The organism is Nocardioides eburneiflavus (genome assembly GCF_004785795.1).
In the GTDB taxonomy this organism is placed as follows: Bacteria; Actinomycetota; Actinomycetes; order Propionibacteriales; family Nocardioidaceae; genus Nocardioides; species Nocardioides eburneiflavus.
Window position 1 is genome coordinate 680697 of the sequence record NZ_SRRO01000001.1, and the last position, 26653, is coordinate 707349.

The 26653-nt window shown below is 71.8% G+C and carries 22 protein-coding genes and 1 tRNA gene; 12 read left to right on the forward strand and 11 right to left on the reverse strand.

What is annotated here, in order from left to right; all coding sequences use genetic code 11:
* Window positions 1–116: 116 nt before the first annotated feature.
* From EXE59_RS03205 to EXE59_RS03215, 3 genes are all read left to right on the forward strand, one after another.
* Window positions 117–1262: an acyl-CoA dehydrogenase family protein gene (locus EXE59_RS03205; protein ID WP_135837605.1), complete on the forward strand. Its 1146-nt coding sequence runs from the start codon at window positions 117–119 to the stop codon at window positions 1260–1262.
* An 11-nt stretch (window positions 1263–1273) separates the two neighbouring features.
* Window positions 1274–1840: an RNA 2',3'-cyclic phosphodiesterase gene (gene thpR / locus EXE59_RS03210; RefSeq protein WP_135837606.1), complete on the forward strand. Its 567-nt coding sequence runs from the start codon at window positions 1274–1276 to the stop codon at window positions 1838–1840.
* 67 nt (window positions 1841–1907) lie between these two features.
* On the forward strand, window positions 1908–2633 hold the full coding sequence (locus EXE59_RS03215; protein WP_135837607.1) for a VIT1/CCC1 transporter family protein: 726 nt from the start codon (window positions 1908–1910) through the stop codon (window positions 2631–2633).
* Window positions 2634–2755: 122 nt separating this feature from the next.
* Here EXE59_RS03215 and EXE59_RS03220 read toward each other — a convergent pair whose 3' ends face one another.
* The 5 genes from EXE59_RS03220 to EXE59_RS03240 all read right to left on the reverse strand — a co-directional run bounded on the left by EXE59_RS03220 (window position 2756) and on the right by EXE59_RS03240 (window position 9489).
* Window positions 2756–3619: a phosphotransferase family protein gene (locus EXE59_RS03220; RefSeq protein WP_135837608.1), complete on the reverse strand. Its 864-nt coding sequence runs from the start codon at window positions 3617–3619 to the stop codon at window positions 2756–2758.
* Entirely contained in the window at window positions 3616–5505 is a 1890-nt protein-coding gene (locus EXE59_RS03225; RefSeq protein ID WP_135837609.1) for an alpha-amylase family glycosyl hydrolase, read from the reverse strand. The genes EXE59_RS03220 and EXE59_RS03225 overlap by 4 nt, the downstream gene beginning before the upstream one ends.
* Before the next feature lie 6 nt (window positions 5506–5511).
* Window positions 5512–6450 (reverse strand): sugar ABC transporter permease, encoded by a 939-nt coding sequence (locus EXE59_RS03230; RefSeq protein WP_246056458.1) that lies wholly within the window; start codon window positions 6448–6450, stop codon window positions 5512–5514.
* 1 nt (window position 6451) lies between these two features.
* Entirely contained in the window at window positions 6452–8077 is a 1626-nt protein-coding gene (locus tag EXE59_RS03235) for an ABC transporter permease subunit (RefSeq protein ID WP_135837610.1), read from the reverse strand.
* 125 nt (window positions 8078–8202) lie between these two features.
* Window positions 8203–9489 (reverse strand): sugar ABC transporter substrate-binding protein, encoded by a 1287-nt coding sequence (locus EXE59_RS03240; RefSeq protein ID WP_135837611.1) that lies wholly within the window; start codon window positions 9487–9489, stop codon window positions 8203–8205.
* 135 nt (window positions 9490–9624) lie between these two features.
* Here EXE59_RS03240 and EXE59_RS03245 point away from each other — a divergent pair, with 135 nt between their 5' ends.
* Entirely contained in the window at window positions 9625–10668 is a 1044-nt protein-coding gene (locus EXE59_RS03245; RefSeq protein ID WP_135837612.1) for a LacI family DNA-binding transcriptional regulator, read from the forward strand.
* Between the two features lie 18 nt (window positions 10669–10686).
* Here the strand turns inward: EXE59_RS03245 and pntB are convergent, their stop codons facing one another.
* The 3 genes from pntB to upp form a co-directional block, all read right to left on the reverse strand.
* Window positions 10687–12135 (reverse strand): Re/Si-specific NAD(P)(+) transhydrogenase subunit beta, encoded by a 1449-nt coding sequence (pntB, locus tag EXE59_RS03250; protein ID WP_210428878.1) that lies wholly within the window; start codon window positions 12133–12135, stop codon window positions 10687–10689.
* Window positions 12136–12138: 3 nt separating this feature from the next.
* Window positions 12139–13677 carry a Re/Si-specific NAD(P)(+) transhydrogenase subunit alpha gene (locus EXE59_RS03255; protein ID WP_135837613.1) on the reverse strand — a complete coding sequence of 513 codons (1539 nt, stop codon included), beginning with the start codon at window positions 13675–13677 and terminating at the stop codon, window positions 12139–12141.
* Between the two features lie 266 nt (window positions 13678–13943).
* Window positions 13944–14585 (reverse strand): uracil phosphoribosyltransferase, encoded by a 642-nt coding sequence (upp, locus tag EXE59_RS03260; protein WP_135837614.1) that lies wholly within the window; start codon window positions 14583–14585, stop codon window positions 13944–13946.
* A 97-nt stretch (window positions 14586–14682) separates the two neighbouring features.
* Between upp and EXE59_RS03265 the strand changes: the two genes are divergently transcribed.
* Genes EXE59_RS03265 through EXE59_RS03275 form a run of 3 tightly spaced genes read left to right on the forward strand, consistent with a single transcriptional unit; the run spans window position 14683 to window position 16111 of the window.
* Window positions 14683–15168 (forward strand): tRNA adenosine deaminase-associated protein, encoded by a 486-nt coding sequence (locus tag EXE59_RS03265; protein WP_135837615.1) that lies wholly within the window; start codon window positions 14683–14685, stop codon window positions 15166–15168.
* Window positions 15165–15629 carry a tRNA adenosine(34) deaminase TadA gene (tadA, locus tag EXE59_RS03270; RefSeq protein WP_135837616.1) on the forward strand — a complete coding sequence of 155 codons (465 nt, stop codon included), beginning with the start codon at window positions 15165–15167 and terminating at the stop codon, window positions 15627–15629. The genes EXE59_RS03265 and tadA overlap by 4 nt, the downstream gene beginning before the upstream one ends.
* Window positions 15626–16111, forward strand: coding sequence for a GNAT family N-acetyltransferase (locus tag EXE59_RS03275; RefSeq protein WP_135837617.1), 486 nt, complete (start codon window positions 15626–15628; stop codon window positions 16109–16111). The genes tadA and EXE59_RS03275 overlap by 4 nt, the downstream gene beginning before the upstream one ends.
* Window positions 16112–16198: 87 nt before the next feature.
* Here EXE59_RS03275 and EXE59_RS03280 read toward each other — a convergent pair whose 3' ends face one another.
* The 3 genes from EXE59_RS03280 to EXE59_RS03290 are packed head-to-tail and all read right to left on the reverse strand — an operon-like array spanning window position 16199 to window position 20963.
* Window positions 16199–17608 (reverse strand): wax ester/triacylglycerol synthase domain-containing protein, encoded by a 1410-nt coding sequence (locus EXE59_RS03280; protein ID WP_135837618.1) that lies wholly within the window; start codon window positions 17606–17608, stop codon window positions 16199–16201.
* Window positions 17605–19038, reverse strand: coding sequence for an HAD-IB family hydrolase (locus tag EXE59_RS03285; RefSeq protein ID WP_135837619.1), 1434 nt, complete (start codon window positions 19036–19038; stop codon window positions 17605–17607). Before EXE59_RS03285 ends, EXE59_RS03280 begins: the two co-directional genes overlap by 4 nt.
* On the reverse strand, window positions 19035–20963 hold the full coding sequence (locus EXE59_RS03290) for a lysophospholipid acyltransferase (RefSeq protein ID WP_135837620.1): 1929 nt from the start codon (window positions 20961–20963) through the stop codon (window positions 19035–19037). Before EXE59_RS03290 ends, EXE59_RS03285 begins: the two co-directional genes overlap by 4 nt.
* A 156-nt stretch (window positions 20964–21119) precedes the next feature.
* Between EXE59_RS03290 and EXE59_RS03295 the strand changes: the two genes are divergently transcribed.
* From EXE59_RS03295 to EXE59_RS03315, 5 genes are all read left to right on the forward strand, one after another.
* Window positions 21120–21209, forward strand: a tRNA-Ser gene (locus EXE59_RS03295).
* A gap of 179 nt (window positions 21210–21388) precedes the next feature.
* The gene (locus EXE59_RS03300) at window positions 21389–22327 is read left to right on the forward strand and encodes a hypothetical protein (RefSeq protein WP_135837621.1); all 939 of its coding nucleotides are present in this window, start codon (window positions 21389–21391) and stop codon (window positions 22325–22327) included.
* Between the two features lie 286 nt (window positions 22328–22613).
* Window positions 22614–23282 (forward strand): TetR/AcrR family transcriptional regulator, encoded by a 669-nt coding sequence (locus EXE59_RS03305; RefSeq protein ID WP_168218394.1) that lies wholly within the window; start codon window positions 22614–22616, stop codon window positions 23280–23282.
* A 51-nt stretch (window positions 23283–23333) separates the two neighbouring features.
* Window positions 23334–25808, forward strand: a complete 2475-nt coding sequence (locus EXE59_RS03310; RefSeq protein ID WP_135837623.1) for an MMPL family transporter — start codon at window positions 23334–23336, stop codon at window positions 25806–25808.
* A 2-nt stretch (window positions 25809–25810) separates the two neighbouring features.
* A complete protein-coding gene (locus tag EXE59_RS03315; protein WP_168218395.1) occupies window positions 25811–26650 on the forward strand; it encodes an HAD-IIA family hydrolase in 840 nt (279 codons plus the stop codon).
* Window positions 26651–26653: the final 3 nt, after the last annotated feature.

The following is a 26653-nucleotide window of genomic DNA, read 5'->3' on the forward strand; positions in this document are numbered from 1 at the left end:
GTGCTCTCGCCCCCTCACGCGCGTCCGACGCCGCGACGGTACGCCGAAACCGCCGCTCAGGGGACTGACTTGGGAATGATGGCGGCGGCTTGGTGACTCGCGGGTAACATAGGGGCATGAAGCGTGAGATCTACGACGAGGACCACGAGGCCTTCCGCGCCTCGGTCAAGCAGTTCCTGGACCGCGAGGTCACCCCGCACCTCGAGACCTATGCCGACCGCCACGGCCTCGACCGCGACTTCTGGCTGGCCGCCGGCAAGCAGGGCTTCCTCGGCCTCGAGATCCCCGACGAGTTCGGCGGCTCCGAGGCCGGCGACTACCGCTTCAACGCGGTGCTGACCGAGGAGCTGGCCAAGGTCAACATGACCCTGCCCAGCTGCGTCGGCATCCACGCCGACATCACGGTGCCCTACCTGGTCCACCTCACCGACGACGAGCAGAAGGCGCGGTGGCTGCCGGGCTGTGCGTCCGGCGAGATCATCACCGCCATCGGCATGACCGAGCCCGGCGGCGGCTCGGACCTCGCCAACCTCAAGACCACCGCCGTGCGTGATGGCGACGACTGGATCATCAACGGGTCCAAGACCTTCATCACCAACGGCGGCTCCGCCGACATCGTCCTCGTCGCGGCGCGCACCGCCCCGGAGAAGAAGGCCAAGGGCATCTCGCTCTTCGCCATCGACACCACCCTCGAGGGCTTCAGCGTCGGGCGCGTGCTCGACAAGGTCGGCCAGGACGAGTCCGACACCGCCGAGCTCGCCTTCGAGGACGTGCGCGTCTCGGGTGCCGACCTCGTCGGTCCGCTCGACACCGGCTTCATCTCGATGATGCAGTTCCTGCCGCAGGAGCGACTCGGCTCGGCCATCACCAACCTGGCCCACGCCAAGCAGATCCTCGAGGAGACGGTCCAGTACGCCAAGGACCGCCAGGCCTTCGGCCAGCCGATCGGCGCCTTCCAGAACACCCAGTTCCTGCTCGCCGACCTGGTCACCCGCGTGGACGTGACCCAGGCCTTCGTCGACCAGTGCGTCATCGCGCACACCAAGAAGGAGCTGACCCCGGTCGACGCGGCGAAGGCCAAGTGGTGGACCTCGCAGGTCCAGAACGACGTCATCGACCACTGCGTCCAGGTCCACGGCGGCTACGGCTACATGAACGAGTACCGCGTGGCCCGCGCCTGGCGCGACGCCCGGGTCACCAAGATCTGGGCCGGCTCCAACGAGATCATGAAGATGCTGATCGGGCGCGACCTGGGTCTGTAGGCACGACGTCGATGACGCGCATGTTCGTAGCGGCGGTGCCGCCGGAGGACGCCGTCGCCGACCTCGACGGGTTCCTGGCGGTGCGCCGCGACGCGGCGGCGTACCGCTGGACCGTGCCGGAGCAGTGGCACCTGACCCTCGCCTTCACCGAGGACGTCCCCGACCGGTCGCTCGACGACCTCGAGGTGCGGCTCGAGCGGGCTGCCCGCAGACGCCGCCCGGTGCGGTTGCGACTCGCCGGCGGCGGCGCCTTCCCGCACCCGGACCGGGCGCGCGTGCTCTTCGCACGGCTCGACACCGACGACGCCGGCCGCACCGAGCTCGACCGGCTGGCCACCGGTTGCCGCGCTGCGATGGCGAAGGCCGGCGCGCGGGTCGACGGGCAGCGCTTCCGCGCGCACCTCACGCTCGCCCGGCTCGGGGGCCCTGACAACGTCACGTCGTGGGTGCGGCTCCTCGACGGCTACGAGGGACCCGAGTGGGAGCTCGACGAGGTCGCCCTGGTGGCGTCCCACCTCGGCGAGGGACCGCGTCGACGACCGCGCCACGAGGTGGTCGGGACGTACGCCCTCGGCTGAGGCAGCTGAGCGCAGCCTCACCTTCGTTGCACGGCGTACGGGCGCGCGCGACGATCGTGGAGTGAGCATGGAGATCGGTACGGACGAGGAGCCCCAGCACTTCCACGACGAGCTGGGCGACCACGTCGGCACGCGCCTCAACTGGCTGCGCGCCGCGGTCCTGGGAGCCAACGACGGCATCGTGTCGACGGCGGGCGTGGTCATGGGAGTCGCGGGCGCGACGGACGACGGCGGCACGATCGTGCTCGCCGGCATCGCGGCCCTGACCGCCGGCGCGCTGAGCATGGGCGCCGGGGAGTACGTCTCGGTCAGCACCCAGCGCGACTCCGAGAAGTCGATCCTCCACCTCGAGGCGACCGAGCTGCGGCAGATGCCGCAGACCGAGGAGCGCGAGCTCGCCGAGATGTACGTCCAGAAGGGCCTCTCCCGGGAGACGGCCGAGCAGGTCGCGCGCGAGCTCACCGAGCACGACGCGCTGCGCGCCCACGCCGACATCGAGTTCGGCATCGACCCCGACAACCTCACCAACCCCTGGCACGCGGCGTGGGCCTCGATGCTCGCCTTCACCGTGGGCGCGCTCCTGCCGCTGCTCGTCGTGGCGTTCGTCCCCGACGGTCTGCGCGTGCTCGTCACGGTGCTCAGCGTGGTCCTTGCCCTGGCGCTCACCGGCTTCGTCAGCGCCCGGATCGGGCTGAGCCCCCGGCTGCCCGCGGTCCTGCGCAACGTCGGCGGCGGTGTGCTCGCGATGGGCGTGACGTACCTCATCGGCATGTACGCCGGGGTGCACCTCTGACGGTCGGGCCTCCGGGAGTCGCACCTCACGGGCGCCGGCCCCGTACACGTGTCCGAGATGTCGCCCTCGATCGGTCAGTCCAAGGGCAAGAACCCGGACACGTGTCGTGTGCTGCGCACGTATCAGGCGCCCGCCCACGTCTCGATCAGGTCCAGGCACCAGTCGAGGTGCCGGCCCGGGTGACCGGCCAGGCAGCTCGCCGTGACGAGGCCGTACGCCGCGCGGTAGAGCACCAGCACCGCGGGGTCGTGGCCGAAGCGGCGTACGACGAGGTCGTCGAGGGCCGCCGTCGCCGCGGCCGCGCCGGGGCCGAACATGTCCTGGAGGCAGGCGGTCACCGCCGCGTCGAAGGCCGGGTCGCCGAGCGTGGAGACGTAGCCGAAGTCGAGCAGCCCCACCGGCCGGCCGCCGTCGAGCAGGACGTGCACCGGACCGAGGTCGCCGTGCACGAGGCGCGGCGGCACGGGCGGCACCGACCGCAGCGCCTCCGCCATCCGGTCGGCGACCCCGTCGGGCAGCAGGTCACCCAGGAGCACCGCACGACGCAGGACCAGCTCGGCCATCGAGACCCCGAACGGCACCGCGGGGTCGAACGGTCGCTCGCCGTCCGGCACCGGCAGCAGCGCCATGTCGGGGTGGACGGGGACCTGCGACAGGCCCGCCAGGACCTCCACGACCGGCCCCGGACCGGCGGCGACCTCCGCGCGTCCGGGCAGCAGGGGGTGGACGGTCACCACGAGCCCCTCGACCTCCCCGACGTCGAGGATGCGCGGCACGGCGAGCCGTACGCCGGCCGCCACCAGGCCGTCGTGGACCGCGTCGTAGAAGGCGCGCAGCCGGTCCACCTCGGCGCGCGGGCGTCGGTCCCAGACCTTGACCACCCGCTCCTCGTCGAGCGCGGCCACGACGCCCTCCATCCCGCGCCCGACCTCGTGCGTGACCAGGTAGCCGGCGGCGCGCAGCCGCTCGAGCGAGTGGGTGCTCACCCGACGACGTGGACGGAGACGCCGGGCTCGCCGGGGAGGGTGAGCGTGCCGTCGCGCACCTCGGCCGCGACCCCCGCGAGCGTGGTGAGAACGGCCTCGGGGCCCAGGGCGTGCGCGGGGAGGTCGACCGGCGCGCACGGGCGGCGTACGGCGTGCACCAGCAGCGTCTGGTCGGGGTGCTCGCGCAGGAAGGTCATCGCGTCCTCGCCGGCGTGCAGCCAGCGCATCCCGCCGCGGCGCAGCGCGACGTGCTCGCGACGCAGCGCGATCCAGTGCCGGTAGGCGTCGAGCGTCGGCCGGTCCCACGTCTCGGAGTGGTCCCACGGGTAGGGCGTACGGGCGTGCTCGCCGTCGACCGCGGTCAGGCCGAGCTCGTCGCCCATGAAGACCACCGGCACGCCGGGCATCGTCATCTGCAGCGCCAGCCCGACCAGGTGCAGGTCGCGTCCACGACCGTCGCGGTCGACGCCGCCGTCGGTGCCGCCGCCCGTGACCGTGCGGAACCGCGGGGTGTCGTGGGAGTCGAGGTGCATCGTGGAGCCCTGCCAGGCCGTCCACGGGATCGACCCGTGCACCTCGCGCATGGTGGCGACCGCCGCCGATGCGGGCAGGACGGGGATGTCGACCGGGAGGCCGAGGTAGTCGAGCCCGTGCGGCAGGCCCTCGCCGTCGGGGGCGCCGCCGTTGAGCCAGCACCACAGCGGGCGGGTGAACCCGGCGTAGTCCATCGTCCCGTGCCAGCCGGGGCCGGTGAGGTCGGCGGTCGCGTCGTGGCCGTGCTCGGCGAGCAGCCAGGCGTCGGGCGACACGTCGTGGATGGTGCGCCGGATCTCCTGCGCGACCTGGTGGGCGAGGTCGTCGCCACCGAAGCGGCCCGTCATGTTGGCGACGTCGACGCGCCAGCCGTCGAGGCCGCGACGCAGCCAGTGGGCCACCACCGAGTCGGGGCCGGCATAGAGCCGGCGCGCCATCTCGGCCGACGTGTGGTCGAGCTTGGGCAGGCTCGGGATGTCGAGCCACGCGGCATAGCCGTGCTCGTAGTCGTCGGAGAAGCGGTAGAAGTCGCGCTCCGGCGACGACGGGTCGGCGAGCGCGCGCTCGAACCAGTCGTGGTGCTCGCCGGTGTGGTTGGTGGTGAGGTCGCCGACCAGGCGCAGGCCGTGGTCGTGGACGGCCTTCGCCAGGCGCTCGAGCGCCTCGTCGCCGCCGAGGAGCGGGTCGACGCGGTCGAAGGAGACGGCGTCGTAGCGGTGGGTGGACCAGGCCTCGAAGACGGGGGTGAGGTAGAGCAGGGTCGCGCCCAGCAGGTCGAGCAGGTCGAGGTGCTCGGCGACGCCGTCGAGGGTGCCGCCATACCACTGGAACGGGACGTCTGGACCCTTGTGCACCACCGGCTGGTCCCACTCGCACGGGATGGCCCAGTCCGGGACGGAGGCGCCGGTCTCGGTGCGGCCGAAGCGGTCGGGGAAGACCTGGTAGCCGATCTCGTCGGCGACCCAATCGGGCAGCAGGTGGTCGGTGCTGATGCGGAAGTCGCCGGCGTCGGCGACGTCGCGCGCGTGCACGCCGGTCGCGGTGAGCCAGCGGTAGTCCGACGGGCCGCGGGAGACCAGGAAGCGGTAGGACGTCACCCGGTTGACCAGCCGCAGGCGGACCTCCCACCACGTCCCGGCCGCGTCCTCGGAGACCTGCTCGGCGTTGCTGACCGCGGGCTCGCCGTCGCGCACGGCGCGCAGCACCACCCGGCTCGCGCCGGGCGAGCCGTCGGCCGTGCGTGGCACGCGTACGCGCAGGGTCACCTCGTCGCCGAGGCGGGCGCCGGCGCCGTCGACGTACGTCGGGGAGCCGTCGTGGTGTGGGTCGAGCGGGTGCGGGGCACTGGCCACGCGCGATCAGCCCTTCACGCCGCCGGCGGTGATGCCGCCGACGATGAAGCGCTGGAGGTAGAGGAAGAGGAGAACCACCGGGATCGCGGTGAGGATCGAGCCGGCGGCGAAGACGCCGAGGTTGTTGGACCGGTCGGCGTCGATCAGTCCGTAGAGGCCGGTCGCGAGGGTCTTGTTGCCGGAGTCGCGCAGGAAGATGGACGCCATCAGGAACTCGCCGATCGTGCCGACGAAGACCAGCAGTCCGCAGACCGCGAGGATCGGCCGCACGAGCGGCAGGATGATGCGGAAGAAGACCTGCACGTGGCTGGCGCCGTCGATCATCGCCGCCTCGTCGAGCGACATCGGGATCGAGTCGAAGAAGCCCTTGATGAGCCACACCTGGCCCAGCGAGCCGCCGCACATCATCAGGATGTAGCCGGCCAGGGTGTCCAGGCCGATCGCGGGGATGACCGCCCCGAGGTCGGTGAACATCAGGTAGAGCGCGACCGCGGCGAGGAACTGCGGGAACATCTGGATCAGCAGCAGCGCCAGCAGGCCGCCCCGGCGGCCCTTGAAGCGGAACCGGCTGAAGGCGTACGCCGCCAGCGCGCTGAACAGCAGCTGGACGAAGACCACGACCACGCACACGATGATGCTGTTGCGGGCCCACGTGCCGTAGGGCTGCTCGTCGAGGAGCTGGGTGAAGTTGGTCAGGCTGAACGTCTGCGGGACGAGCGTGGAGGTGACCACGTTGCCCAGCGGGTTGAGCGCGGCCGAGATCAGGTAGGAGACCGGGAAGAGCGCCCACACCACCGCGAGGACGCCGACGAGGTGGCGCCAGCCGATCTCGCGGAACCAGCGTCCGGCGCTCATCTTGACCTTCGGCGCGGGGTCGCCGCGTCGTCGACGCCTGCGGTCGGTCACGACGGTGGCGCCGGCGAGCGGTCCCTGGACATCGGTCATGTCAGTTCACATCCTCGAGCGAGCGGGTGGCACGGAACTGCAGCGCGGCGATCAGTCCGGTGACGACGAACAGCACCACCGAGACGGCGGCGGCGAACCCGATCTGCACGCCGCCGGCACCGAACGCGAGGCGGTAGGTGTAGCTGATCAGGATGTCGGTGCCGCCCGCGCTCGGGTTGTCGGGGGTGAAGGGACCACCACCGGTGAGCAGGAAGATGGCGCCGAAGTTGTTGAAGTTGAAGGCGAACGTGGCGACCAGCAGGGGGGCCACCGTGACGAGCAGCAGCGGGAGCGTGATCCGCCGGAACCCGGCCACGCCACCCGCACCATCGATCGTCGCCGCCTCCTTCAGCTCCTCCGGGATGGCCTGGAGGGCGCCGGTGCTGACGAGGAACATGTAGGGGAAGCCCATCCAGAGGTTGGTCAGCAGCACCGCGATCTTGGCTGTCGTCGCCCCGCCGAACCAGTTGACATTGAGGCCGGTGATGTCGTTGATGAGGCCGAAGTCCTGGTTGTAGAAGCTCGACCAGAGCAGCAACGAGATGAAGCCCGGGATCGCGTAGGGGAGGATCAGCAGCGCCCGGTAGACCTTCTGGCCCCGGACCCGCGGGTCGTTGAGCGCGATGGCGAAGAACAGGCCGAGCAGGAAGGTGCCGACCACGGAGAACGTCGCGAAGACCACCGTCCACACGAAGATGCCGAAGAAGCTGCTGCTGATGCGGCTGTCGGTGAAGATCCGCTCGTAGTTGCGCGTCCCGACGTTGGCCGTCCACGACTGGTCGGACAGGCGCTGGCCGTCCTCGTCGACGAAGAACTCCCGGTCACCCTGCTGCTCGGCCGTGTAGACGGTGTCGCTGGTGGTGTCGGTGATCGTGTCGGCGTCCTCGTCGTAGACGAGCGTGGGGGCACCCTCGAAGGCCTCGCTCGTGCCGTCGCGGACGATGAAGCTGCCGCTGTCGGTGGGGACGGCGATCTCGTCGAGGGCGTCGGCGGCGGCACTGATCTGGCGGATGTCGAGCACGGTGTAGCCCTCGACCGCGGTGACCCGGCCGTTGTCGACGGTGACGCCGCCGGGATCCTCCTCAAGACCCTCCTCGGTGCCCTCGAAGACGGTCTCCGGGTCGTCCTGCGGGACCAGGAAGTAGGTGAAGGGTCCCGACGCGGGGTCGCCGTCGGTGGCGATGGTGAGGTTGTACTGCGGGGAGTCGTCGGACCGCACGACCGACGAGCCGACGATGCGGTCGACCGTCGTCTGCTTGTCGTTGCGCGTGCCGTCGCCGTAGTTGGTGAAGGAGGTCTGGGCCGTCAGGACGATCGGGTAGACCACGAACAGCGCCAGCATCAAGGTGCCGGGCACGAGGTACTTGGCGGGAAGCGCACGACCGGTGGCGTAGGTCGCGACCAGGACGGCGGTGATCAGCCAGATGCCGGTCAGGAACGTCCAGGAGCGCTCGCCGACCAGGGCCGGCGTGAGGGCGATCGCGGTGCCGATGACGACGCCGAGGAAGAGGACCTTGACGAGGAGCGCGGGGATCCCGTCGCGGCCTGGCTTGGTGAAGCCGAAGCGGGACGGCCCGTCCGCGTCGGGGTCCTTCTGGCTGTTGATCGTGTCGCGCAGGTCCGCCATGTCAGCTGCCCTTCAGGGTCCGAGCGGGGCCGGGTGGGACTGGCCTCGTCGAGGCCGGTGGAGCACGGAGGCTTGGCAGGGTCCCGGTGGGCGGCGACGGCCGCCCACCGGGAGTCCCCCTGGGATCAGCCTGCGTCGGCGATGTTCTTGTTGATGGTGTCGCCGGCGGACTTGATCGTGGTGACCGGGTCCTTGCCGCTGACGATGGCGGAGTACGCCTTGCCGAGCGGCTCCCACACCGACGCCATGGCCGGGATGGCGGGCATCGGGGCGGCCGCGTTGGCGGCCTCGGTGAAGACGGTCAGGTCGGGGTCGTCGACCTGGTCCTGCACGGCGGTCATGGCGGGCGGGAGCTGGGTGCCCTCGAAGAGGGTCATCATCGACTCCTCGCTGTTGACGCCGTTGTTGACGAACTCCTGCGCGATGTCCTTGTTCTTGCCGTTGGCGGCGACCATGAACGCCTGCGCCCCCATGAACGGCTCAGCGGCCTCCTGGCCTTCGAAGCCGGGCACCGGCTGGATGGCGTACTCGAAACCGGCCTTCTTGACGTCGGCGAGGGCCCACGGACCCGAGACGAGGAACGCGGCCTTGCCGCTGGTGAACAGCGCGATCGAGTTGTCACCGCTGATGGAGGTGCGCAGCACCTTGGCCTTCGCGAGGCGGGAGATCTCCTGGGCGGCCTTGACCGAGCCCTCCTTGCCGATGCCGACGTCCTGGGCGTCGTAGCCGGTGCCCTCGTCGTAGGCGAAGATGTAGCCGCCGAACGAGGTCAGGATCGGCTCCATGTGGTACGCGTCGCCGAGCTCGCCGACCGGGAGGTTGAGCGCGGAGTCGACGTCCCCGGCCTGGACGGCCTTCTCGCCGGCCGCGATGGCCTCGTCCATGCTGGCCGGCTCGTCGGGGACGACGTCGGCGTTGCGGTAGAGGGCGAGGGCCTCGATGCCGTAGGGCACGCCGTAGAGCTTGCCGTCGTACGTCGTGGCCTGCACGGCCTTCTCGGAGTAGCCGGACAGCTCGTCGGGGGTCAGGTTGAGCGGCTCGATGGCGCCGTTCTGGACGAGGTTCCCGATCCAGTCGTGGGCTCCGACGACCACGTCGGGCCCGTTGCCGGCCGCGTCCGCGGTCACGAAGTTGCCCTGGAGGTCCTCGGAGATGGCCTGCACCTTGACGGTGATGCCGTTGGACTCGCCGAAGGCCTCGGCGACCTCCTTGACGGCGTCGATCTTGAGCGAGTCGGTCCAGACCAGGAGGTCGGCGTCACCGCCGCCGTCCCCGCCCTCGGCGCTCGGGCTCGAGGTGGACTCGGATCCTGACGACTCGGAGCTCGAGCCGGAGCCACCGCCGCAGCCAGCGGCGGTGAGGGCGAGCACGGCAACGGCCACCGGGCCGAGGGTGCGGGCGAATCTGCGCATAGGGGAAACCTCTTCGGTGTGCGGCAGGTGTGAGGGTCGCCACACCGTAGCAGCGTCCTTGCAGGAACGGGAGAGGGCTGCAAGTTTTTTCATGACCTGCTCCCACGAAGTGGTCCTCGTCACTAGGGTGTGGACGTGACCATCAGGCTGAGCGAGATCGCCGAGCGCTCCGGAGTGAGCATCAGCACCGTCAGCCGCGTCCTCAACGAGCGGCCCGGCGTGAGCCAGCAGACCCGCCGCCAGGTCCTGACCGCGATCGACGTGCTCGGCTACGACCGGCCCGTACGCCTGCGCGCGCGGGCCGGCGGTCTGGTCGGGCTGGTGCTCCCGGAGCTCGAGAACCCGTTCTTCCCGCGCCTGGCGCACCACCTCGAGGTCAACCTGTCCCGGACGGGACTGTCGCCGGTGCTGTGCAGCCAGACCCTCGGAGGCGTGCACGAGGACGACTACGTGGCGATCCTGATGGAGCACTCCGTCGCCGGCATCGTCTTCGTCTCGGGGGTGCACGCCCTGGTCGACAGCGATCCCGCGCGCTACCAGCGCCTGATGGACCTCGGCCTGCCGATCGTCCTGGTCAACGGAGCGCTCGCCGGCCTGGATGCTCCCTGCGTGTCGACCGACGACGTGGCCGCGATCGAGCTGGCGGTGCAGCACCTCGAGCACATGGGCCACCGCCGCATCGGCGCGGCCCTCGGCCAGATGCGCTACCTCCCCGCCCAGCGCAAGCGGCAGGCCTTCATCGACGCCGTGACGCGGCGCGGCCTGGTGCCCGCGGGCCTCGACGCGGCGGACCTGGTCGAGTCGACGACCTACAACGTCCAGGGCGGGCAGCAGGCGGCCGAACGCCTTCTCGACCTGGGCGTCACCGGCATCGTGTGCGGCTCGGACGTGATGGCGCTCGGCGTGGTCCGGGCCGCACGGGCCCGCGGCCTGCGGGTGCCCGAGGACCTGTCGGTGGTCGGCAGCGACGACAGCCAGATGATGGAGTTCGCCGACCCGCCGCTGACCACCGTGCGACAGCCGGCCGAGGCGCTCGCCCAGGCGGCGAGCCAGGAGATCGCCGAGCAGATCGCCGGGTCCCGGCCGCGCGCGGGCGAGGTGCTCCACCGTCCCGAGCTGGTGGTGCGCGGCTCGACCGCCGCCGCGCCACCCGGGTCCGGGAGCCCCGGTCCCGGCTGACGACCGTGCCGTGCCCGCTCAGCCCAGGGCGGCGACGATCTCGTTGACCTTGTCCTTGGCGTCGCCGAAGAGCATCTGGGTGTTGTCCTTGAAGAACAGCGGGTTCTGCACGCCGGCGTAGCCGGTGGCCATCGAGCGCTTGAAGACGATGACGTCCTTGGCGTTCCAGACCTCGAGGACCGGCATGCCCGCGATCGGGGAGCCGGGCTCCTCCTGGGCGGCGGGGTTGACGGTGTCGTTGGCGCCGATCACGAGCACCACGTCGGTCTCGGGGAGGTCGCCGTTGACCTCGTCCATCTCGAGCACGATGTCGTAGGGCACCTTGGCCTCGGCGAGGAGCACGTTCATGTGGCCGGGCAGGCGGCCCGCGACGGGGTGGATGCCGAACCGGACGTCGACTCCCTTGTCGCGCAGCCTCTTCGTCATCTCGGCGACGGGGTACTGCGCCTGGGCGACCGCCATGCCGTAGCCGGGCGTGATCACGACCGACGACGCGTGGGCCAGGAGGTCGGCGACGTCCTCGGCCTGGATCTCGCGGTGGTCGCCGTAGTCGCGGTCCTCGCCCGCCGATCCGCCGCCGGAGCCGAAGCCGCCGGCGATGACGCTCACGAAGGAGCGGTTCATCGCCTTGCACATGATGTAGCTGAGGATCGCACCCGAGGAGCCGACCAGCGCGCCGGTGATGATGAGCAGGTCGTTGCCGAGCATGAAGCCGGCCGCGGCCGCGGCCCAGCCGGAGTAGCTGTTGAGCATCGACACGACCACCGGCATGTCCCCGCCGCCGATCGCGGCGACCAGGTGGAAGCCGAGGACCAGGGCGAGCACGGTCATGGCCAGCAGCGGGACGATGCCTGTCCCGTCACCGTCGTCGCCGTCGACGAGCGCGAACCACACACCCAGGGCCACCGAGGTGGCGATGATCGCCAGGTTGAGCCAGTGGCGGCCGGGCAGCGTCAGCGGTGCGGACTTCATCCGCGCGCTGAGCTTGAGGTTGGCCACGATCGAGCCGGTGAAGGTGATGGCGCCGATGAAGACGCCGACGAAGACCTCGACGTCGTGGACGGTGTCGTGGCCGGCGCCGTGCTGGAGGTAGGAGTTGACGCCGACCAGCACGGCGGCGAGGCCGACGAAGGAGTGCAGCAGCGCGACGAGCTCGGGCATGCCGGTCATCTCGACCGTGCGCGCGCGCCACGCGCCGATGACGGCGCCGGTGCCCATCATGGCGGCGACCACCAGCACGGCCACACCGAGCGAGGGCGCGTCGGTGGTCAGCTCGTTCTGCTGCGCCATCAGGAGGATGGTGGCGACCAGGGCGAGTGCCATGCCCGCCATGCCGAGGATGTTGCCCTGCTTGGCGCTCTCGTGCCGCGCGAGGCCGGCGAGCGCGCCGATGAAGCACAGCGCCGCGATGATGTAGGCACCCTGGATGAAGCCGTAGAGGTGCTCCGAGGTGAGGAAGTCGGTCACGGGTCAGCCCTTCCTGAACATCTGGAGCATCCGCAGCGTCACCAGGAAGCCACCGAAGATGTTGATGCTGGCGACGAGCACGGCGATCGCCGCGAGGACCAGGATCACCGTGTTGCTGGCGGTGCCGACCTGGAGGATCCCGCCGACCAGGATGATCCCGGAGATGGCGTTGGTCTCCGCCATCAGCGGAGTGTGGAGGGCGTGGGCGACGTTGGAGATGACGTAGTAGCCGGCGACCACCGCGAGCGCGAACACCGTGAAGTGACCGAGGAACTCCCCGGGCGAGAAGGCCGCGAGCAGCGCGAAGAGCACGCTCGCCAGGCCGGCGGCGTACCACCTGCGGCGCGGGTCCGGCGGCACCTTCTCCGCCGCCGGCTCCTTCTCGTGGGGTGCAGCGGCGGGCGCGGCCGGCGCCGCGGAGACCTGCACGGGCGGCGGCGGCCACATGACCTCCCCGTCCCGGGTGACCGCGATGCCGCGCTGCACCACGTCGTCCAGGTCGAGCACCAGCTCGCCGTCCTTCTCCGGCGTGAGCAGCGTGAGCAGGTTGACGATGTTGGTGCCGTAGAGCTGGCTGGTCTGCGCGGCCAGGCGGCCGGCGAGGTCGGTGTAGCCCAGCACGGTGACGCCATTGTCGGTGACGACCCGCTCGTCCTTGACCGTGGCCGCGACGTTGCCGCCGTTGGCCGCGGCCATGTCGACGATGACCGAGCCGGGCCGCATCGCGGCGACCGTCTCGGCGGAGATGAGCTGCGGGGCGGGGCGCCCGGGGATCAGGGCGGTGGTGATGACGATGTCGGCGGCGCGCGCCTCCTCGTCGTACATCGCGGCGGTGGCGGCCTCCTGCTCGGCGGTCATCTCCTTGGCGTAGCCGTCGGAGCTGACCTCCTGCTCCATGTCGACCGTGACGAACTGCGCGCCCATCGACTCGACCTGCTCGGCCACCTCGGGGCGTACGTCGAACGCGCGGACGATCGCGCCCAGCGAACCCGCGGCGCCGATCGCGGCGAGGCCGGCCACACCCGCGCCGACGACGAAGACCCGCGCCGGCGGGACCTTGCCGGCCGCGGTGACCTGGCCGGTGAAGAGCCGGCCGAACTCGTGGGCTGCCTCGATGACGGCGCGGTAGCCCGCGACGTTGGCCATCGACGACAGCACGTCCATCGACTGCGCGCGCGAGATGCGGGGCACCGCGTCCATCGCGAGCCCGGTCACGCCTGCGGCGGCCAGCCGCTCGACCAGTTCGGGGCTGCGCGCCGGTGCCATCAGGCCGATGACCGTGGCCCCGGGGCGCAGGCGCGAGATCTCCTCGTCCGTCGGGGCGTTGACCTTGACCACGACGTCGCTCGACCACACCTCGTCGGGGCTGCCGAGCGCGACGCCCGCGTCGGCGTACGCCGTGTCGGGCTGGTCGGCAGCCGCACCGGCGCCCTGCTCGACGACCACGTCGTAGCCCAGCGCGGCGAGCTGCGACGCCGTCTTCGCCGTCGCTGCGACGAGGGTCTCGCCGGGACGTGACTCGCGTGGGATGCCGATGCGCACTGCTTGCCTCCTGGGTGGGGGCTCGGGTCGGGTCGGGACCTGAGCGGCGTGCGGGCCGGGCCACAACGTACCGAAACCGCGGGCCTTGTCACCGGTGTCTCAGGTGAGGCGCGTCACGTGGCGGCGGGGACACCGGGCCGCGCCTCCCTCCACACCCCCGCTGGTGGTCCGCTGCGAAAAGCCGGTGGCAGGCGTCGCAAGGCGGCGGAACGCAGCGGACTGTCGTCAGGCGGGACGGGAAGCTGTGGACGAGTACGGCGCCGGCGTCAGTGCGCGACGCCGTAGAGCCGGTCCCCGGCGTCGCCGAGGCCCGGGACGATGTAGCCCTTGTCGTTGAGCTTCTCGTCGAGGGCCGCGGTCACGACGGCGACGGGCACGTCCAGGTCCTCGAGGTCCTTCTCCAGGTTCGCGACGCCCTCGGGCGCGGCGAGCAGGCAGATCGCGGTGATGTCGTCGGCGCCGCGGTCGGTGAGGAAGCGGATCGCGGCGGCGAGCGTGCCGCCGGTCGCGAGCATCGGGTCGAGGACGTAGCACTGGCGTCCGGACAGGTCCTCGGGCAGTCGCTCGGCATAGGTGGACGCCGCGAGCGTCTCCTCGTTGCGGACCATGCCGAGGAAGCCGACCTCGGCCGTCGGCAGGAGCCGCATCATGCCGTCGAGCATGCCGAGCCCGGCGCGGAGGATCGGGACCACCATCGGCTTGGGCTGGGCGAGGTAGACCCCCGTGGTCGGGCCGACCGGCGTGATGATGTCCAGCGGGGCGACGCGCACCTCGCGGGTCGCCTCGTAGGCCAGCAGGGTGACCAGCTCGTCGGTGAGTCGCCGGAAGGTCGGCGAGTCGGTGTCCTGGTCGCGGAGGACCGTGAGCTTGTGGGAGACGAGGGGGTGGTTCACCACGTGCAGGCGCATGGGGGTCACCCTAGTGGTGAGGCCGCGCGCCGATCGAGACGACGAAGAGGGTTGGCGCACCCGGGGCTTTCTGCGACATTGGGTGGGAGGAGGTCCGATGTCCGAGCCGCACGGCGAGATCGACTTCGCGCTTGCCGCCTTCCTCGACGACGGGGACTGGCAGGTGCAGCAGATCGCCGCGCCCGCGTTCGACTCGATCGACGCGCTGAGCCACGCGCTCCGCCAGGTCGCCGGCGACGAGGGAGCCGTCGGGATGGTCGCCGTCGACGAGGACTTCTTCGTGCTCGTCCGGGTCACCGGGGCACGCACGCGGGTGCTGCTCTCCGACGTCACCGCCGCCGACCAGTGGGAGCTGGCCCAGTCGGCGATCGACTTCCTCGGCCTGCCGCCCCCCGAGGACGAGGACGTCGAGGTGCCCGCCGGCGACCTCGACCTGCTCGGCGACCTCGGGCTGCACGCCATCGACCTCGGCGCCCTGCTCGACGACGTCGAGCTCTACCCCGACGAGATGCTCTCCGACATCGCCCGTCGCCTCGGGTTCGGCGAGCTCTTCGACGACGCCGTGGGGCTCACCTCGGCATGACCTGGGAAGCACCGATGCGCCTGGCCCTCGCCGAGGCGCAGGCCGCGCTGGCCGCCGACGACGTCCCTGTCGGTGCCGTCGTGCTCGACGAGACCGGGGCCGTCATCGGCACCGGCCACAACACCCGCGAGGCCGACGCCGACCCCACCGGGCACGCCGAGGTGGTCGCCCTGCGCGCCGCCGCGACCGCCCGCGGCGAGTGGCGGCTGACCGGCTGCACGCTCGTCGTCACCCTCGAGCCGTGCACGATGTGCGCCGGCGCGCTCGTCCTCGCCCGGGTGGACCGGCTCGTCTTCGGCGCGTACGACGACAAGCTGGGCGCGGTCGGCTCGCTGTGGGACGTCGTACGAGACCGCCGCCTCAACCACCGGCCCGAGGTCGTGGCCGGCGTGCTCGCCGACGAGTCGGCGGCCCTGCTCGACGACTTCTTCGCTCGTCACCGCTCGCAGGAGGTCAGGTGACGACCGTACGGCGCGCAGGCGTGCTCGACGCAGAGGTCCTCGGCCGGCTGCTGTGGGACTTCAACACCGAGTTCGACACCGAGACCGACGACGCCGACGTGCTTGCCGCCCGGTTCGCCCGGCTGCTGGACCTCCCCGAGATCTTCGCCGTGCTGGCCGAGGGCGACACGGGAGACCCCGTGGGCTTCGCGCTGGTCAGCCTCCGCCCGGCCATCTGGTTCGACGGCCCGGTCGCGCAGCTCGAGGAGCTCTACGTGGTGCCGGCGCTCCGCTCGCACGGCATCGGCACCGAGGTGCTCGACCTGTGCAGGAGCCTGGCGCGCGAGCAGGGGTCGCCCGAGATGCACATCGGCGTCGACGAGGTCGACGTGGACACCCGGCGGTTCTACGAGCGGCACGGCTTCGTCAACGTCGAGGAGGGCGTCGACTACCGGATGCTCTACTACGTCGGGCCGACCTCCGACGCCGAACCGCCAGCGTAGGCAGTTCAGACCACCGGCCCGGCTGACCACGCTCAGCCCGCCGATTCCGGCCCGCGAACTGCCTACGTCAGTGCGGGCCGACCCCCCTCAGCCGCCGAAGGCTGCGATCTCCTCGGCCAGGCACTCCTCGAGCTCGGCGAGGTCCGCGACCGCGCTCGCGTCGACGTTGACGCCGATGCAGGCGGTGTCGCCGCAGGTCACCAGGCAGGCGGTCAGCGCCGCGCCGGGCAGCGGCCCGAGGACGTACATCCCCCGGACCTCGGCGCCGGCCATGAACCGCTTGCGCGGCGGGCCGGGCAGCGTCAGCACGAACGCGTCGGGGGCGGCGGCCGTACGGAGTGCGGAGGCGCCGACGAAGGAGGGCATCCGGTTCATCAGCGGCGCCGCCGCGTCGAGCACCTCGAGGGCACGCTCGGTGTGCAGCGACAGCACCTCCCCGCGCACGGCGGCCACGCGGTCGACCGGGTCGTCGATCGAGAGCGGGCCGGAGATGATCGCCTGCGCGAAGCGGTTGCCGAGGTCGTCGGCGCGGTCGAGGGAGACGCGTACGCCGACGGGGATCTCGCCGACGGGGCTGTCGCGCCGCAGGTGGTAGCGGCGCAGACCGCCGAGGACGAGCGCGACGGCGGCGTCGTCGAGGGTGCCGCCACCCTGCCGGGCGACGGTGCGGATCGGGTCGAGGGCGGTGTCGAAGGTGAGGAACGACCACTGCTTGCCGGTGCGTGGTGACAGCTCCGGCGACGGCGCCGCGGTCTGGGTGAGCAGGCGGCGGACCGAGGCTCCGTATCGCAGCGTCGAGGCGAGCACGGCCTGCGGCCGGGTGGCGGCGAGCCCGAGCGCGCGTGCCGTTGCCCGGGCCGCCCCGGGCAGCGTCGCCACGTCGGTGCGCAGGCCGCCCACGGCGAGGTCCACCGGATCGGCGGCAGCCGGGGCGACCTGGTCCTCGCCCACGGGCTTGCGCGCGGTGTGCGCGCGCCGGCCGGACTGGAGCATCGACAGCAGCTGCACGGTGCCGAGCGGGTCGGCGAGCGCGTGGTGGATCTTGAGGACGTACGCCGCGCCGTCCGGCAGTCCCTCGAAGAGCACGGCCTCCCACAGCGGTCGGGACCGGTCGAAGGGACGCAGCGCCACCTGGGCGGCGGCGGCGAGCATCTCCTCGCGGCTGGCCACCCGCTCGCGCCGCAGGTGGTAGGCGAGGTCGAAGGTGGGGTCGTCGGCCCAGGTCGGGGCAGCGGTGGGGACCACGGGCTCGACGACGCGCTGGCGCAGCCGGCGCACGAGCCCGGTGCCCCACTCGGTGGCGGCGACGAAGCGCTTCCAGTCAGGGATGCGGTCGAGGTCGATGACGACGGTCGTGGTCGACGACTGCACCGGGTGCCGCTCGGCGCGCCAGAGCAGGGTCTGCATCGGGGTGAGCTCGGTGCCGGCGGACCACGCGGCCGCACCGCCCCAGCGCTCGAAGTCCTCGGAGCTCGAGGGGGACGAGGTGTCGCTCATGCCGGCCACCTCGCGAGCGTCTCCTCGAACCTGGTGTGCAGGGCGGCGATCCGCTCGCTCATGTCGTCGGTGCTCCAGTCGGTCTCGGGCTCGAGCACGCAGACGTCGACCACGCCCGGGTTGAGCACCAGGGAGCTGCGCCGCATCAGCTCGCCGGTGTTGCGCAGCACGATCGGCACGACCGGCACGCCGGCCTGCGCGGCGAGGTGGAAGGCGCCCTTGCGGAACGGGCCGAGCACCGGGGTCGCCGACCGCGTGCCCTCGGGGAAGATCATCAGCGACGTGCCGGCGCGGATCCGCTCGACCACGCCGTCGAGCGTCGCCCGGGCGGACTCGGAGTCGCCGCGGTCGATCCACGCCGGGTCGATGACGATCGAGCCGACCATCGCCCGCGGGTCCCACCGCGCCTCCTTCTTGGCGACGATCGTGAAGTCCCGCTCGAGCAGCCAGCCGAGCACCGGGATGTCGAGCGCGCTCTGGTGGTTGGCCACGAAGATCGCCGGCCGGTGCGTCCAGAGCCGCTCCTGGTGCAGCACGTCGAGAGACACGCCGGCCAGCGCCATCGGCACCTGGGTCGCGAGGCGCACGGCGGCGTTGCGTCCCTCCTGCAGGTTGCCGCGGGCGACGCCCCAGGCCAGCCCAGCGCCGACGCCGGCGTTCATCCCGGCGAGCGCGGCGAGCGTACGGCCGGCGGCGACGAGCGAGCCGCCGACCGGGTCGCTGAGGTCGAGCACCGCCCAGCCGAGCCGCGCGGCTGCGGCGCGCAGGTCGCGGTGCGGGTTGAGCGCGGTGGGGTGGCCCACGGAGGAGAGGAAGGCGACGTCCTCGTAGCCGTTGCCGTAGGCGTAGGACTCGGCGAGGTCGATGCCGTGCTCGCGGGCGAAGGCGCGCACTCCGCTGGCCTTGTGCCGGCCCCACAGCATCGGTCCGTCGGTGGCGCCGGTGAACTGGCCGTCCTCGACGACGAGCTGCGTGCAGACGAGGTGCTCGACGCCGAGGTCGCGGGCGACCGGCGCGATCTGGTACTTCGTGGCGGCCGAGGCGACGGCGACGGTGTGGCCGGCCCGCTGGTGCGCCATGACGAGCGCACGGGACTCGCGGCGGATCGTGCCGGCGATCTTGGACCGGAACAGCCGCTCGCCGAGGTCGGCGAACGCCTCCTCGGACTCGCCGCGCATCGCGGAGAACGCGACGTGGGCGATGCGGGTCGGGTCGCCGCCGAGCTCGCCGTCGACGGCGGTGACGACCGTACGCAGGAACTCAGCCGGAGACACGTCGCGGCCCTTGAGCCGGTCGCCGTAGAAGGTGGCGGCGGTGTAGCCCGCGACGAGCGTGCCGTCGAGGTCGAAGAACGCCCCGACCGACGGGCCCTGGGGGCCGGCCTCGATGGCGTCGATGGCCTCCTGGGCCGCGGTCGAGAGCCCGCTCACACGCGCTCCTCCTGCTCGCGCGGCTCGGGCTCGGGGTGGCCGACCGTCACGGTGTCGCCGGCGATCTCGCCGATGATGTTGACCCGGCGCAAGGTGTCGCGCAGCTCGGCGGCGAAGGCCTCACGGGCCGAGCCGACGCCGTCGCCGGCCTCGAGCAGGCCCTTGTGGCGGGCCAGCGCCAGCGCGGTGCGGAAGAGCTCCAGCGAGATCGACTCCTCGCTGGCGACGCGGCGCTGCAGCACCCACTGCTGCCCCACGGCGAGGGAGTCGGCGAGCAGGTCCTTCTCGTCGACCGGACCGTCACCACGATCGGCGAGCCGGTCGGCGACGACGAGGTAGGCGTCGAGGAAGGGCCGCAGCACGAGGTGGGCGAGGTGCGGGCGGGCGGTCACGAGCAGCTCGCGCGCCCGCACCGGCGTCATCTCGGTGACGCCCTCGCCGACGAGGAGCCGGAGCTCGGTGCGCAGGTCGTCCTCGAAGCCGGCGCGCGAGGGGAAGAAGAACTCGAACTTGAGGAGGTCGCGCATCCGCTTGGCCTCCTCCCAGCCCACCTGCAGCTCGCCGCCGGCGGGCAGGTCGGCTCCGGGCTCGAGCTCGCTGACGGTGAGCAGCGCGAGCTCACCGATCGCCCGCTCGACGAGGATGTGGATCACGGTGTTGCGGTAGAACGCGGCGACGAGGTGCTGGTCGTCGCCGATCTTCCAGATCGGCTCGGTTCCCCGGTCGTACGCCGTGAGCACCCCGCTCTGCGTCAGCTCGGCGAGCGCACGGCGGATGGTCGAGCGGTCCCGGAGGTCGGCGGCGCCGGCGACCGGCCACTGCCGAGCGTCGATGTAGGTCGCGAGCGGCTCGACGGTCTCGAGCACCTCGTCGACGGTCAGGGCGCGGTCAGCGCCGAGCAGCGCGAGCGACACGATCGCGGTGGTGGTCACCGGGGTGGCCCTGTTGAGGCGGTGGGAGATGTCGAGCGCGACGCGCTCGACGGCCTGGTGGCCGGTGACGCCCTCGGCGGCGAGCTCGTCCATCCGCTCGCGCAACGAGAACGGCTCGCCGACGGTCAGGTAGGCCCGGCCGAGCCGGTTGCGCTGCAGCCGGGCGAAGCGGACCAGCCAGCGCCAGTCCTCCGGCGTCTTGTTGGCCCCCCGGGCCTCCTCGGTCATCAGCGACACCTCGTGCAGCTGGTCGTAGACCACCGAGACCGGCACGACCTGCACGTCAGGGGCGTCCTGGCCGAAGGGGTCGCCCGCACCGTCGGCCTGCACGGTGTCGGTGAGGTACTTGAGGATGCCGTGCACCGGCGGGCGCAGCTTGCCGGTGCGCGTACGGCCGCCCTCGATCGACCAGGCGAGGTTGCGCTTGTTGACCACCATCTGGCGGATGTAGGAGCGCAGCGCCAGCCGGTAGACCGGGATCTCCTGGGTCGAGCGCCGGATGAAGATGAGCCCGGTGCGGCTCGCGAACGACCCGATGACCGGAAGGTTGAGGTTGGCCCCGCCGAACGTGTAGGTCGGGGAGAAGCGCCGCGCCATCAGCGCGTTGGGGATGACCATGCCGTCGAGGTAGGACCGATGGCTGAAGGCCAGGGCCAGGCTGTGCTCGCGGTCGACCTTGCGCAGCTGCTGCATCTGGTCCTCGTCGACCAGCACGTCGTAGGCCCGCAGGAACCACTCGCCCATCCGGGCCCAGCCCTGCGAGGCGCGCTCGTCGTGCGCGGCCGACATCTCGTGGAGGTAGCCCTTGACCTCCGCCCAGACCTCCTCCTCCACCCGACCCTGCTCCTCGGCGGCCTGCGCGACCGCACGCTGGAACCGCTTGTCGTGGAGCAGCTCGGTGACCTCCTGCGGCGGCGCGGCCGGCAGCCGCTCCCCCACGCTCCTCGGGAGCGCGGCGCGGGCGAGGTCGCGGACACGGCGTACGGCGGCCATGGACCCCTCCTTCCCGCTCGCGTGGGGCGCGAGCACAGGCGTGCGCCGCAAGTTACCGGTCGGGAGGTCCGCTGGCCATGGCTTCGCCGGATGTGTGGGACGGGTGCACCCGCGCCGGTTTCCGGCCTGCGCGGCCCCTCCGGTAACGTTCGGCGCGGTGACGTGTCCGAGCGGCCTAAGGAGAACGCCTCGAAAGCGTTTGTGGGCGCAAGTCCACCGAGGGTTCAAATCCCTCCGTCACCGCCACCCGATCGGGCCGGTCCTCCGCGGACCGGCCCGATCGTCGTCACCGGCCGGGGCGTGGCGCGGAGGGATATACCCCATCTGGGGGACGCCTGGCGTTTGACAGGGACGGACGTCGTACGGAGCCTTGAGATTTGCTCAAGAGACATCCCCGAAATCCCCCGCATCGAAACACGGAGCACATGCACCTCTTCCACTCCCGCACGTCCACGTCCCGCCCCCGCCGTTCCCTGATCGCCACCGCGCTGACCGGTGCCGCCGTCCTCCTCGCCGGAGCGACCGCCCAGGCCGGCCTCGCCACGGCGTCCTCCGCAGCCACCGGCGACACCGCCGCCGTGGCAGGCACTGCGGACAAGGCCCCCGCGAACGCCCGGTCGCGCCCGTGGCCCCCCACCCCGACCAACGTCGGCGTCCCGGCCGGCACGAACCTCCGGGCGTACAACGGCCCCTGCACCATCACCAAGGCCGGCAAGGTGATCACGAACCGGGCGATCACCTGCGCGCCGCTCGAGATCAAGACCACCGGCGTCGTGATCCAGGGCTCCAGGATCAACGGCGCGATCTTCGTCGGCGCCCAGGACGACAGCGACCCGTCCGGCAAGGGCGCGACCCGCGTGACCGTCGTCGACTCGGAGATCGACGCCTCCAGCACCCCCGACCTCCGCCCGATCAGCTCGTCGCACTTCGTGGTCAAGCGCTCCTACCTGCACGGCAGCTACTCCGGCGCCGAGTGCCACAACGCCTGCAAGATCAAGCGCTCCTACGTCACCGGCTCCGGCACGCACGCCTCGGGCATGCGGATCCTGCGCAACGGCAAGCTCAAGCACAACACCATCTGGTGCGAGCCCCTCCCCGGCCTCGTGGACGGTGGGTGCTCCGGCAACCTCACGATGTACGAGGAGTTCGGCACGCCGGAGAACAACGTCGTCAAGCACAACTACTTCCCCGGCGGCAGCTTCTACTTCTCGCTCAAGTTCAACGGCGAGGACAACGGCCGCATCCGCATCCTCGACAACGTCTTCGGCAAGTCCCAGGCCGGCAACACCGACGACTGGGACCCCAAGGCGAGCAACGTGTGGACCGGCAACACGATGACCACCGGACGCACCGCGCGCCCCTGACGCACCGCCACTGGTCCAGACCACCCGAGGACCTCCGTCACACCCCCGGGTGGGCGCCGTCCCACTCACGGTAGGGCCGGACGGTCGCGTTCCGTCCAGCCCGCCCGCCATCCCCCGTACGCCGTCACTCCCGCCGACGTACGGATCCCCCCAGTGGTGGCGGACCGCTCCACCCGACAACGCAGTCGCGGCACGGCCCTCGCAGGGGCCGTGCCGCTGCGTCTGTCGGGGGCTACCCGGTCGCACGGATGCCCGAACTCTTTGCACTGAGTGCAACAATGGGCCGGTGACCACGACCCCACCGCCCGACGGACGCAGCGCCCTGCGCGCCGAGCGCCGGCTCGCGATCCTCGACGCGGCACGTGCGCTCGCCACCGAGCACGGCTCGGACGGGTTCACGGTCGACCAGGTGGCCGCCCGCGCCGCGGTGTCGCGGCGGACCGTGTTCAACCACTTCGCCGGCCTCGACCAGCTCCTCGTCGCCGTGTGCGAGCAGCTCCTCGCCGAGACCACCACCGAGCTGCTCGACGAGGTCGACCGCCGCATCGCCGCCCTCCGCGAGGGCGCCCGGCCGGCACCTGCCGGGCGTACGGTCCTGGCCGCGATCGCCGGAGCCGCACGCGGCGTCGACCTGGCGACGGCGATCGCGTCGATTCACCGCGTGCTCGGCGCCCCCGCCCCGGCCGACGAGCGCGCCCAGCACATCTCGCGCACCGCCTTCGAGCACGTGGGGGGCCGCCTGCGCGAGCACCTCCAGCAGCGGGCGCCCGACCTCGACGCCCTCGACCTCGAGCTGACCCTGGCGCTGATGTTCAGCGGCATCACCACGCTCGCCGACCGCTGGCTCGAGCAGCACCCGGACCTCCCGCCCGACGTGCCGGCCGCCGCGCGCGCCGACTGGGAGCGCCTCCTCGACCGCCTCCTCGGACACCTCCGCGTGGGCGACGCCGACTGACGGCGACACCCCCAGCCCCCTCTTCTCGTCCACCCCGAAAGGCCCGCCGACATGGCTGAGCTCCTCTACCGCATCGGTCGCCTCGCGGCCCGCCGCCACTGGACCGTGGTCGGCGCCTGGCTGGCCCTCCTCGCCGTCACGGCGGTGACGTACGTGTCGTTCGCCGGCGTCCTGTCGTCGTCGATCTCGCTGCCGGACACCCCGACCACGCAGGTCTCCCAGCAGCTGCAGGACGACTTCGAGGGCACCGGCGCCGGCAACGGCTCGATCGTCGCCGAGACCACCGACGGCGAGGCGTTCACCGCCGAGCAGGAGCGGGCCCTTGTCGACCTGTTCGACCGGATCGCCGAGGTCGACGGCATCGAGGACGTCACCGACCCGTTCGCGACCCAGGCCCGGGTCGACGAGTCGGCCGAGCAGGTGGCGGACGGCCAGCAGCAGCTCGAGGACGGGCTCGCCCAGCTCGACGGCGCGCAGGCGCAGATCGACGCTGGCCGCGACGCGCTCGAGCAGCAGCGCCAGGAGGCTCGCGAGGCCGGCACCCTCGCGGCCGTACGCTCCCAGCTCGAGGCCGCCGAGCAGCAGCTCGACGACGGTCAGGCCGAGCTCGACCGCCAGCGCGCCCGGGTCGAGGAGCAGCAGCCCCGGCTCGAGGTGGGTGCCACGCTGTCCGGGCTGTCGTCGGGGTTCCGCACGGTCTCCGAGGACGGCTCCGCCGCGGTGGCCACCGTGGTCTTCTCGCTGCCGGTCAACGAGGTCGAGGTCGAGACCAAGACCGCGATCGAGGACCTCGTCGCCGACTCGGAGGTCGACGGCGTCGACGTCCACCCGTCCCAGGAGATCGCCCAGACGGTCCCCTCGATCCTCGGGCCGGGTGAGATCGCGGGCGTCGTGATCGCGGCGCTCGTGCTCGCCGTCATGCTCGGCACCCTCGTCGGCGCGGCGCTCCCTCTCGTCACGGCACTGCTCGGCGTCGGGGTCGCGTCGCTGGCCTCGCTCTCGTTCTCGGGCGTGGTCCAGTTCGTCTCGGTCACGCCGGTCCTCGGGGTGATGCTCGGCCTGGCGGTGGGCATCGACTACTCCCTCTTCATCATCAACCGCCATCGTCGCCAGCTGAAGCAGGGCGCCGGGCTCCAGGAGTCGATCGGGCTCGCCAACGGCACCTCGGGCAACGCGGTCGTCTTCGCCGGCGTCACGGTGATCGTCGCGCTGCTGGCCCTCAACGTGACCGGCGTCGGGTTCCTCGGCCTGATGGGCACGGTCGGCGCGGTCGCCGTCCTCGTCGCGATCCTGATGGCCGTCACCCTGACGCCGGCGATCCTCTCGCTGGTCGGCACGAGGATCCTGCGGCGCCGCGAGCGGGAGCGGCTCGCCGCCGGCGAGCGTGCCGACGACGACGCGATCACCGAGCATGACCGGCCGATGGACACCGGCAGGGCCTGGGCGGTCCTCGGCTTCGGCATCGCGGCCCTGCTGGTCGTCGCCGCCCCGGCGACCCAGATGCGGCTCGGCCTGCCCGACGGCTCGACCCAGCCGCCGGACTCCTCCGGCTTCCGGGCCTACGAGGTGCAGGCGGAGAAGTTCGGCGACGGCTTCAACGGGCCCCTGCTCGTCGTGGCCGACCTGCCCGCGCCCGTCGGCGGTGAGGACGAGCTCCTCGCCGAGCAGGCCGCCATCGGCACGGCCATCGACGAGCTCGGCGACGTCGTGGCCGTGGTGCCGATCGGCGCGTCCACGGACCGCACGTCCCTCGCCTTCCAGGTCGTGCCCGACCGGTGGCCCTCCAGCGAGTCGACGGAGGCGCTCGTCCACCAGCTGCGCGAGCTCACCCCGCAGACCGTCGCCGGCGGTGAGGCGACCCTCGGCGTGGCCGGCAACGCGAGCGCCAACATCGACATCTCCGGCCAGCTCGCCGACGTGCTGCCGACCTATCTCGCGCTGGTCGTCGGGCTCTCGCTGCTGATCCTGGTCGTGGTGTTCCGCTCGATCCTCGTGCCGCTCACCGCCACGCTCGGCTTCGTGCTGTCGCTGCTCGCGGCCTTCGGCGGCATCACCGCGATCTTCCAGCTCGGGTTCCTCGCCGACCTGTTCGGCGTCCACGCCCCCGGACCGGTCCTGAGCTTCCTGCCGATCATCGCCACCGGCATCCTCTTCGGCCTGGCCATGGACTACCAGCTGTTCCTGGTCTCGGGGATGCGCGAGGCGTACGCCCACGGCGCGCCGGCGCGCGTCGCGGTGCAGCACGGCCTCCACGCCGGGCGCGCGGTCGTGACGGCCGCTGCGATCATCATGATCTCGGTCTTCGCCGGCTTCGTGTTCTCCCACGACGCGACGATCAAGCCCATCGGGTTCGGCCTCGCCTTCGGCGTGCTGCTCGACGCGTTCGTCGTACGGATGCTGCTGATCCCGGCCGCCATGCACCTGCTGGGCGAGAAGGCGTGGTGGCTGCCGCGCTGGCTCGACCGGATCCTGCCCGACGTGGACGTCGAGGGCGCCAGGCTGGAGCGCAGCCACCCGGTGCGGTGAGGATGCACGACACGATGGACGAGAATGGCCCCGTGACTGAATCCCGCTCCGTCCGCACCTGGCTCACCGACATGGACGGGGTCCTGGTGCGCGAGGAGGACCCGATCCCGGGCGCGAAGGAGTTCATCGCCGCCCTGCGCGAGCACGACGTGCCGTTCCTGGTGCTGACCAACAACTCGATCTTCACCCCGCGCGACCTGCGGGTGCGGCTGCTGCGCAGCAGCGGCATCGACGTGCCCGAGGAGTCGATCTGGACCTCGGCACTGGCGACCGCGCAGTTCCTCGACGACCAGCGCCCCGGCGGCTCGGCCTACGTCGTCGGCGAGAGCGGCCTGACCGCGGCGGTCCACGACATCGGCTACGTGATGACCGACCGGGACCCCGACTACGTCGTGCTCGGCGAGACCCGTACGTACTCCTTCGAGGCCATCACCCGCGCCATCCGCCTCATCGCGGGCGGCGCCCGCTTCATCGCCACCAACCCCGACCCGAGCGGTCCGAGCGCGCAGGGGATGCTTCCCGCGACGGGGTCGGTCGCCGCGCTCATCAGCACCGCCACGGGACGCCAGCCCTACTACATCGGCAAGCCCAACCCGCTGATGATGCGCAGCGCGCTCAACCGGCTCGAGGCCCACTCCGAGACGACGGTGATGATCGGCGACCGGATGGACACCGACATCATCAGCGGACTCGAGGCCGGGATGCGCACCATCCTCGTGGCCACGGGCGCCACGGAGCGGCACCAGGTCGAGGACTTCCCCTACCGCCCGACGCGGGTGGTGGAGTCCATCGCGGACGTCGTCCCGTTCGTCAGCCGGATGTCGATGCCCGAGGACGCCTGACTC

Excerpts from the sequence above, each read along its gene's own strand:
- EXE59_RS03205 (WP_135837605.1), top strand. The coding sequence starts at position 117 with ATGAAGCGTGAGATCTACGACGAGGACCACGAGGCCTTCCGCGCCTCG.
- thpR (WP_135837606.1), top strand. The coding sequence starts at position 1,274 with ATGACGCGCATGTTCGTAGCGGCGGTGCCGCCGGAGGACGCCGTCGCC.
- EXE59_RS03215 (WP_135837607.1), top strand. The coding sequence starts at position 1,908 with ATGGAGATCGGTACGGACGAGGAGCCCCAGCACTTCCACGACGAGCTG.
- EXE59_RS03230 (WP_246056458.1), bottom strand. The coding sequence starts at position 6,450 with ATGACCGATGTCCAGGGACCGCTCGCCGGCGCCACCGTCGTGACCGAC.
- EXE59_RS03235 (WP_135837610.1), bottom strand. The coding sequence starts at position 8,077 with ATGGCGGACCTGCGCGACACGATCAACAGCCAGAAGGACCCCGACGCG.
- EXE59_RS03240 (WP_135837611.1), bottom strand. The coding sequence starts at position 9,489 with ATGCGCAGATTCGCCCGCACCCTCGGCCCGGTGGCCGTTGCCGTGCTC.
- upp (WP_135837614.1), bottom strand. The coding sequence starts at position 14,585 with ATGCGCCTGCACGTGGTGAACCACCCCCTCGTCTCCCACAAGCTCACG.
- EXE59_RS03265 (WP_135837615.1), top strand. The coding sequence starts at position 14,683 with ATGTCCGAGCCGCACGGCGAGATCGACTTCGCGCTTGCCGCCTTCCTC.
- tadA (WP_135837616.1), top strand. The coding sequence starts at position 15,165 with ATGACCTGGGAAGCACCGATGCGCCTGGCCCTCGCCGAGGCGCAGGCC.
- EXE59_RS03280 (WP_135837618.1), bottom strand. The coding sequence starts at position 17,608 with ATGAGCGACACCTCGTCCCCCTCGAGCTCCGAGGACTTCGAGCGCTGG.
- EXE59_RS03290 (WP_135837620.1), bottom strand. The coding sequence starts at position 20,963 with ATGGCCGCCGTACGCCGTGTCCGCGACCTCGCCCGCGCCGCGCTCCCG.
- EXE59_RS03300 (WP_135837621.1), top strand. The coding sequence starts at position 21,389 with ATGCACCTCTTCCACTCCCGCACGTCCACGTCCCGCCCCCGCCGTTCC.
- EXE59_RS03310 (WP_135837623.1), top strand. The coding sequence starts at position 23,334 with ATGGCTGAGCTCCTCTACCGCATCGGTCGCCTCGCGGCCCGCCGCCAC.
- EXE59_RS03315 (WP_168218395.1), top strand. The coding sequence starts at position 25,811 with ATGCACGACACGATGGACGAGAATGGCCCCGTGACTGAATCCCGCTCC.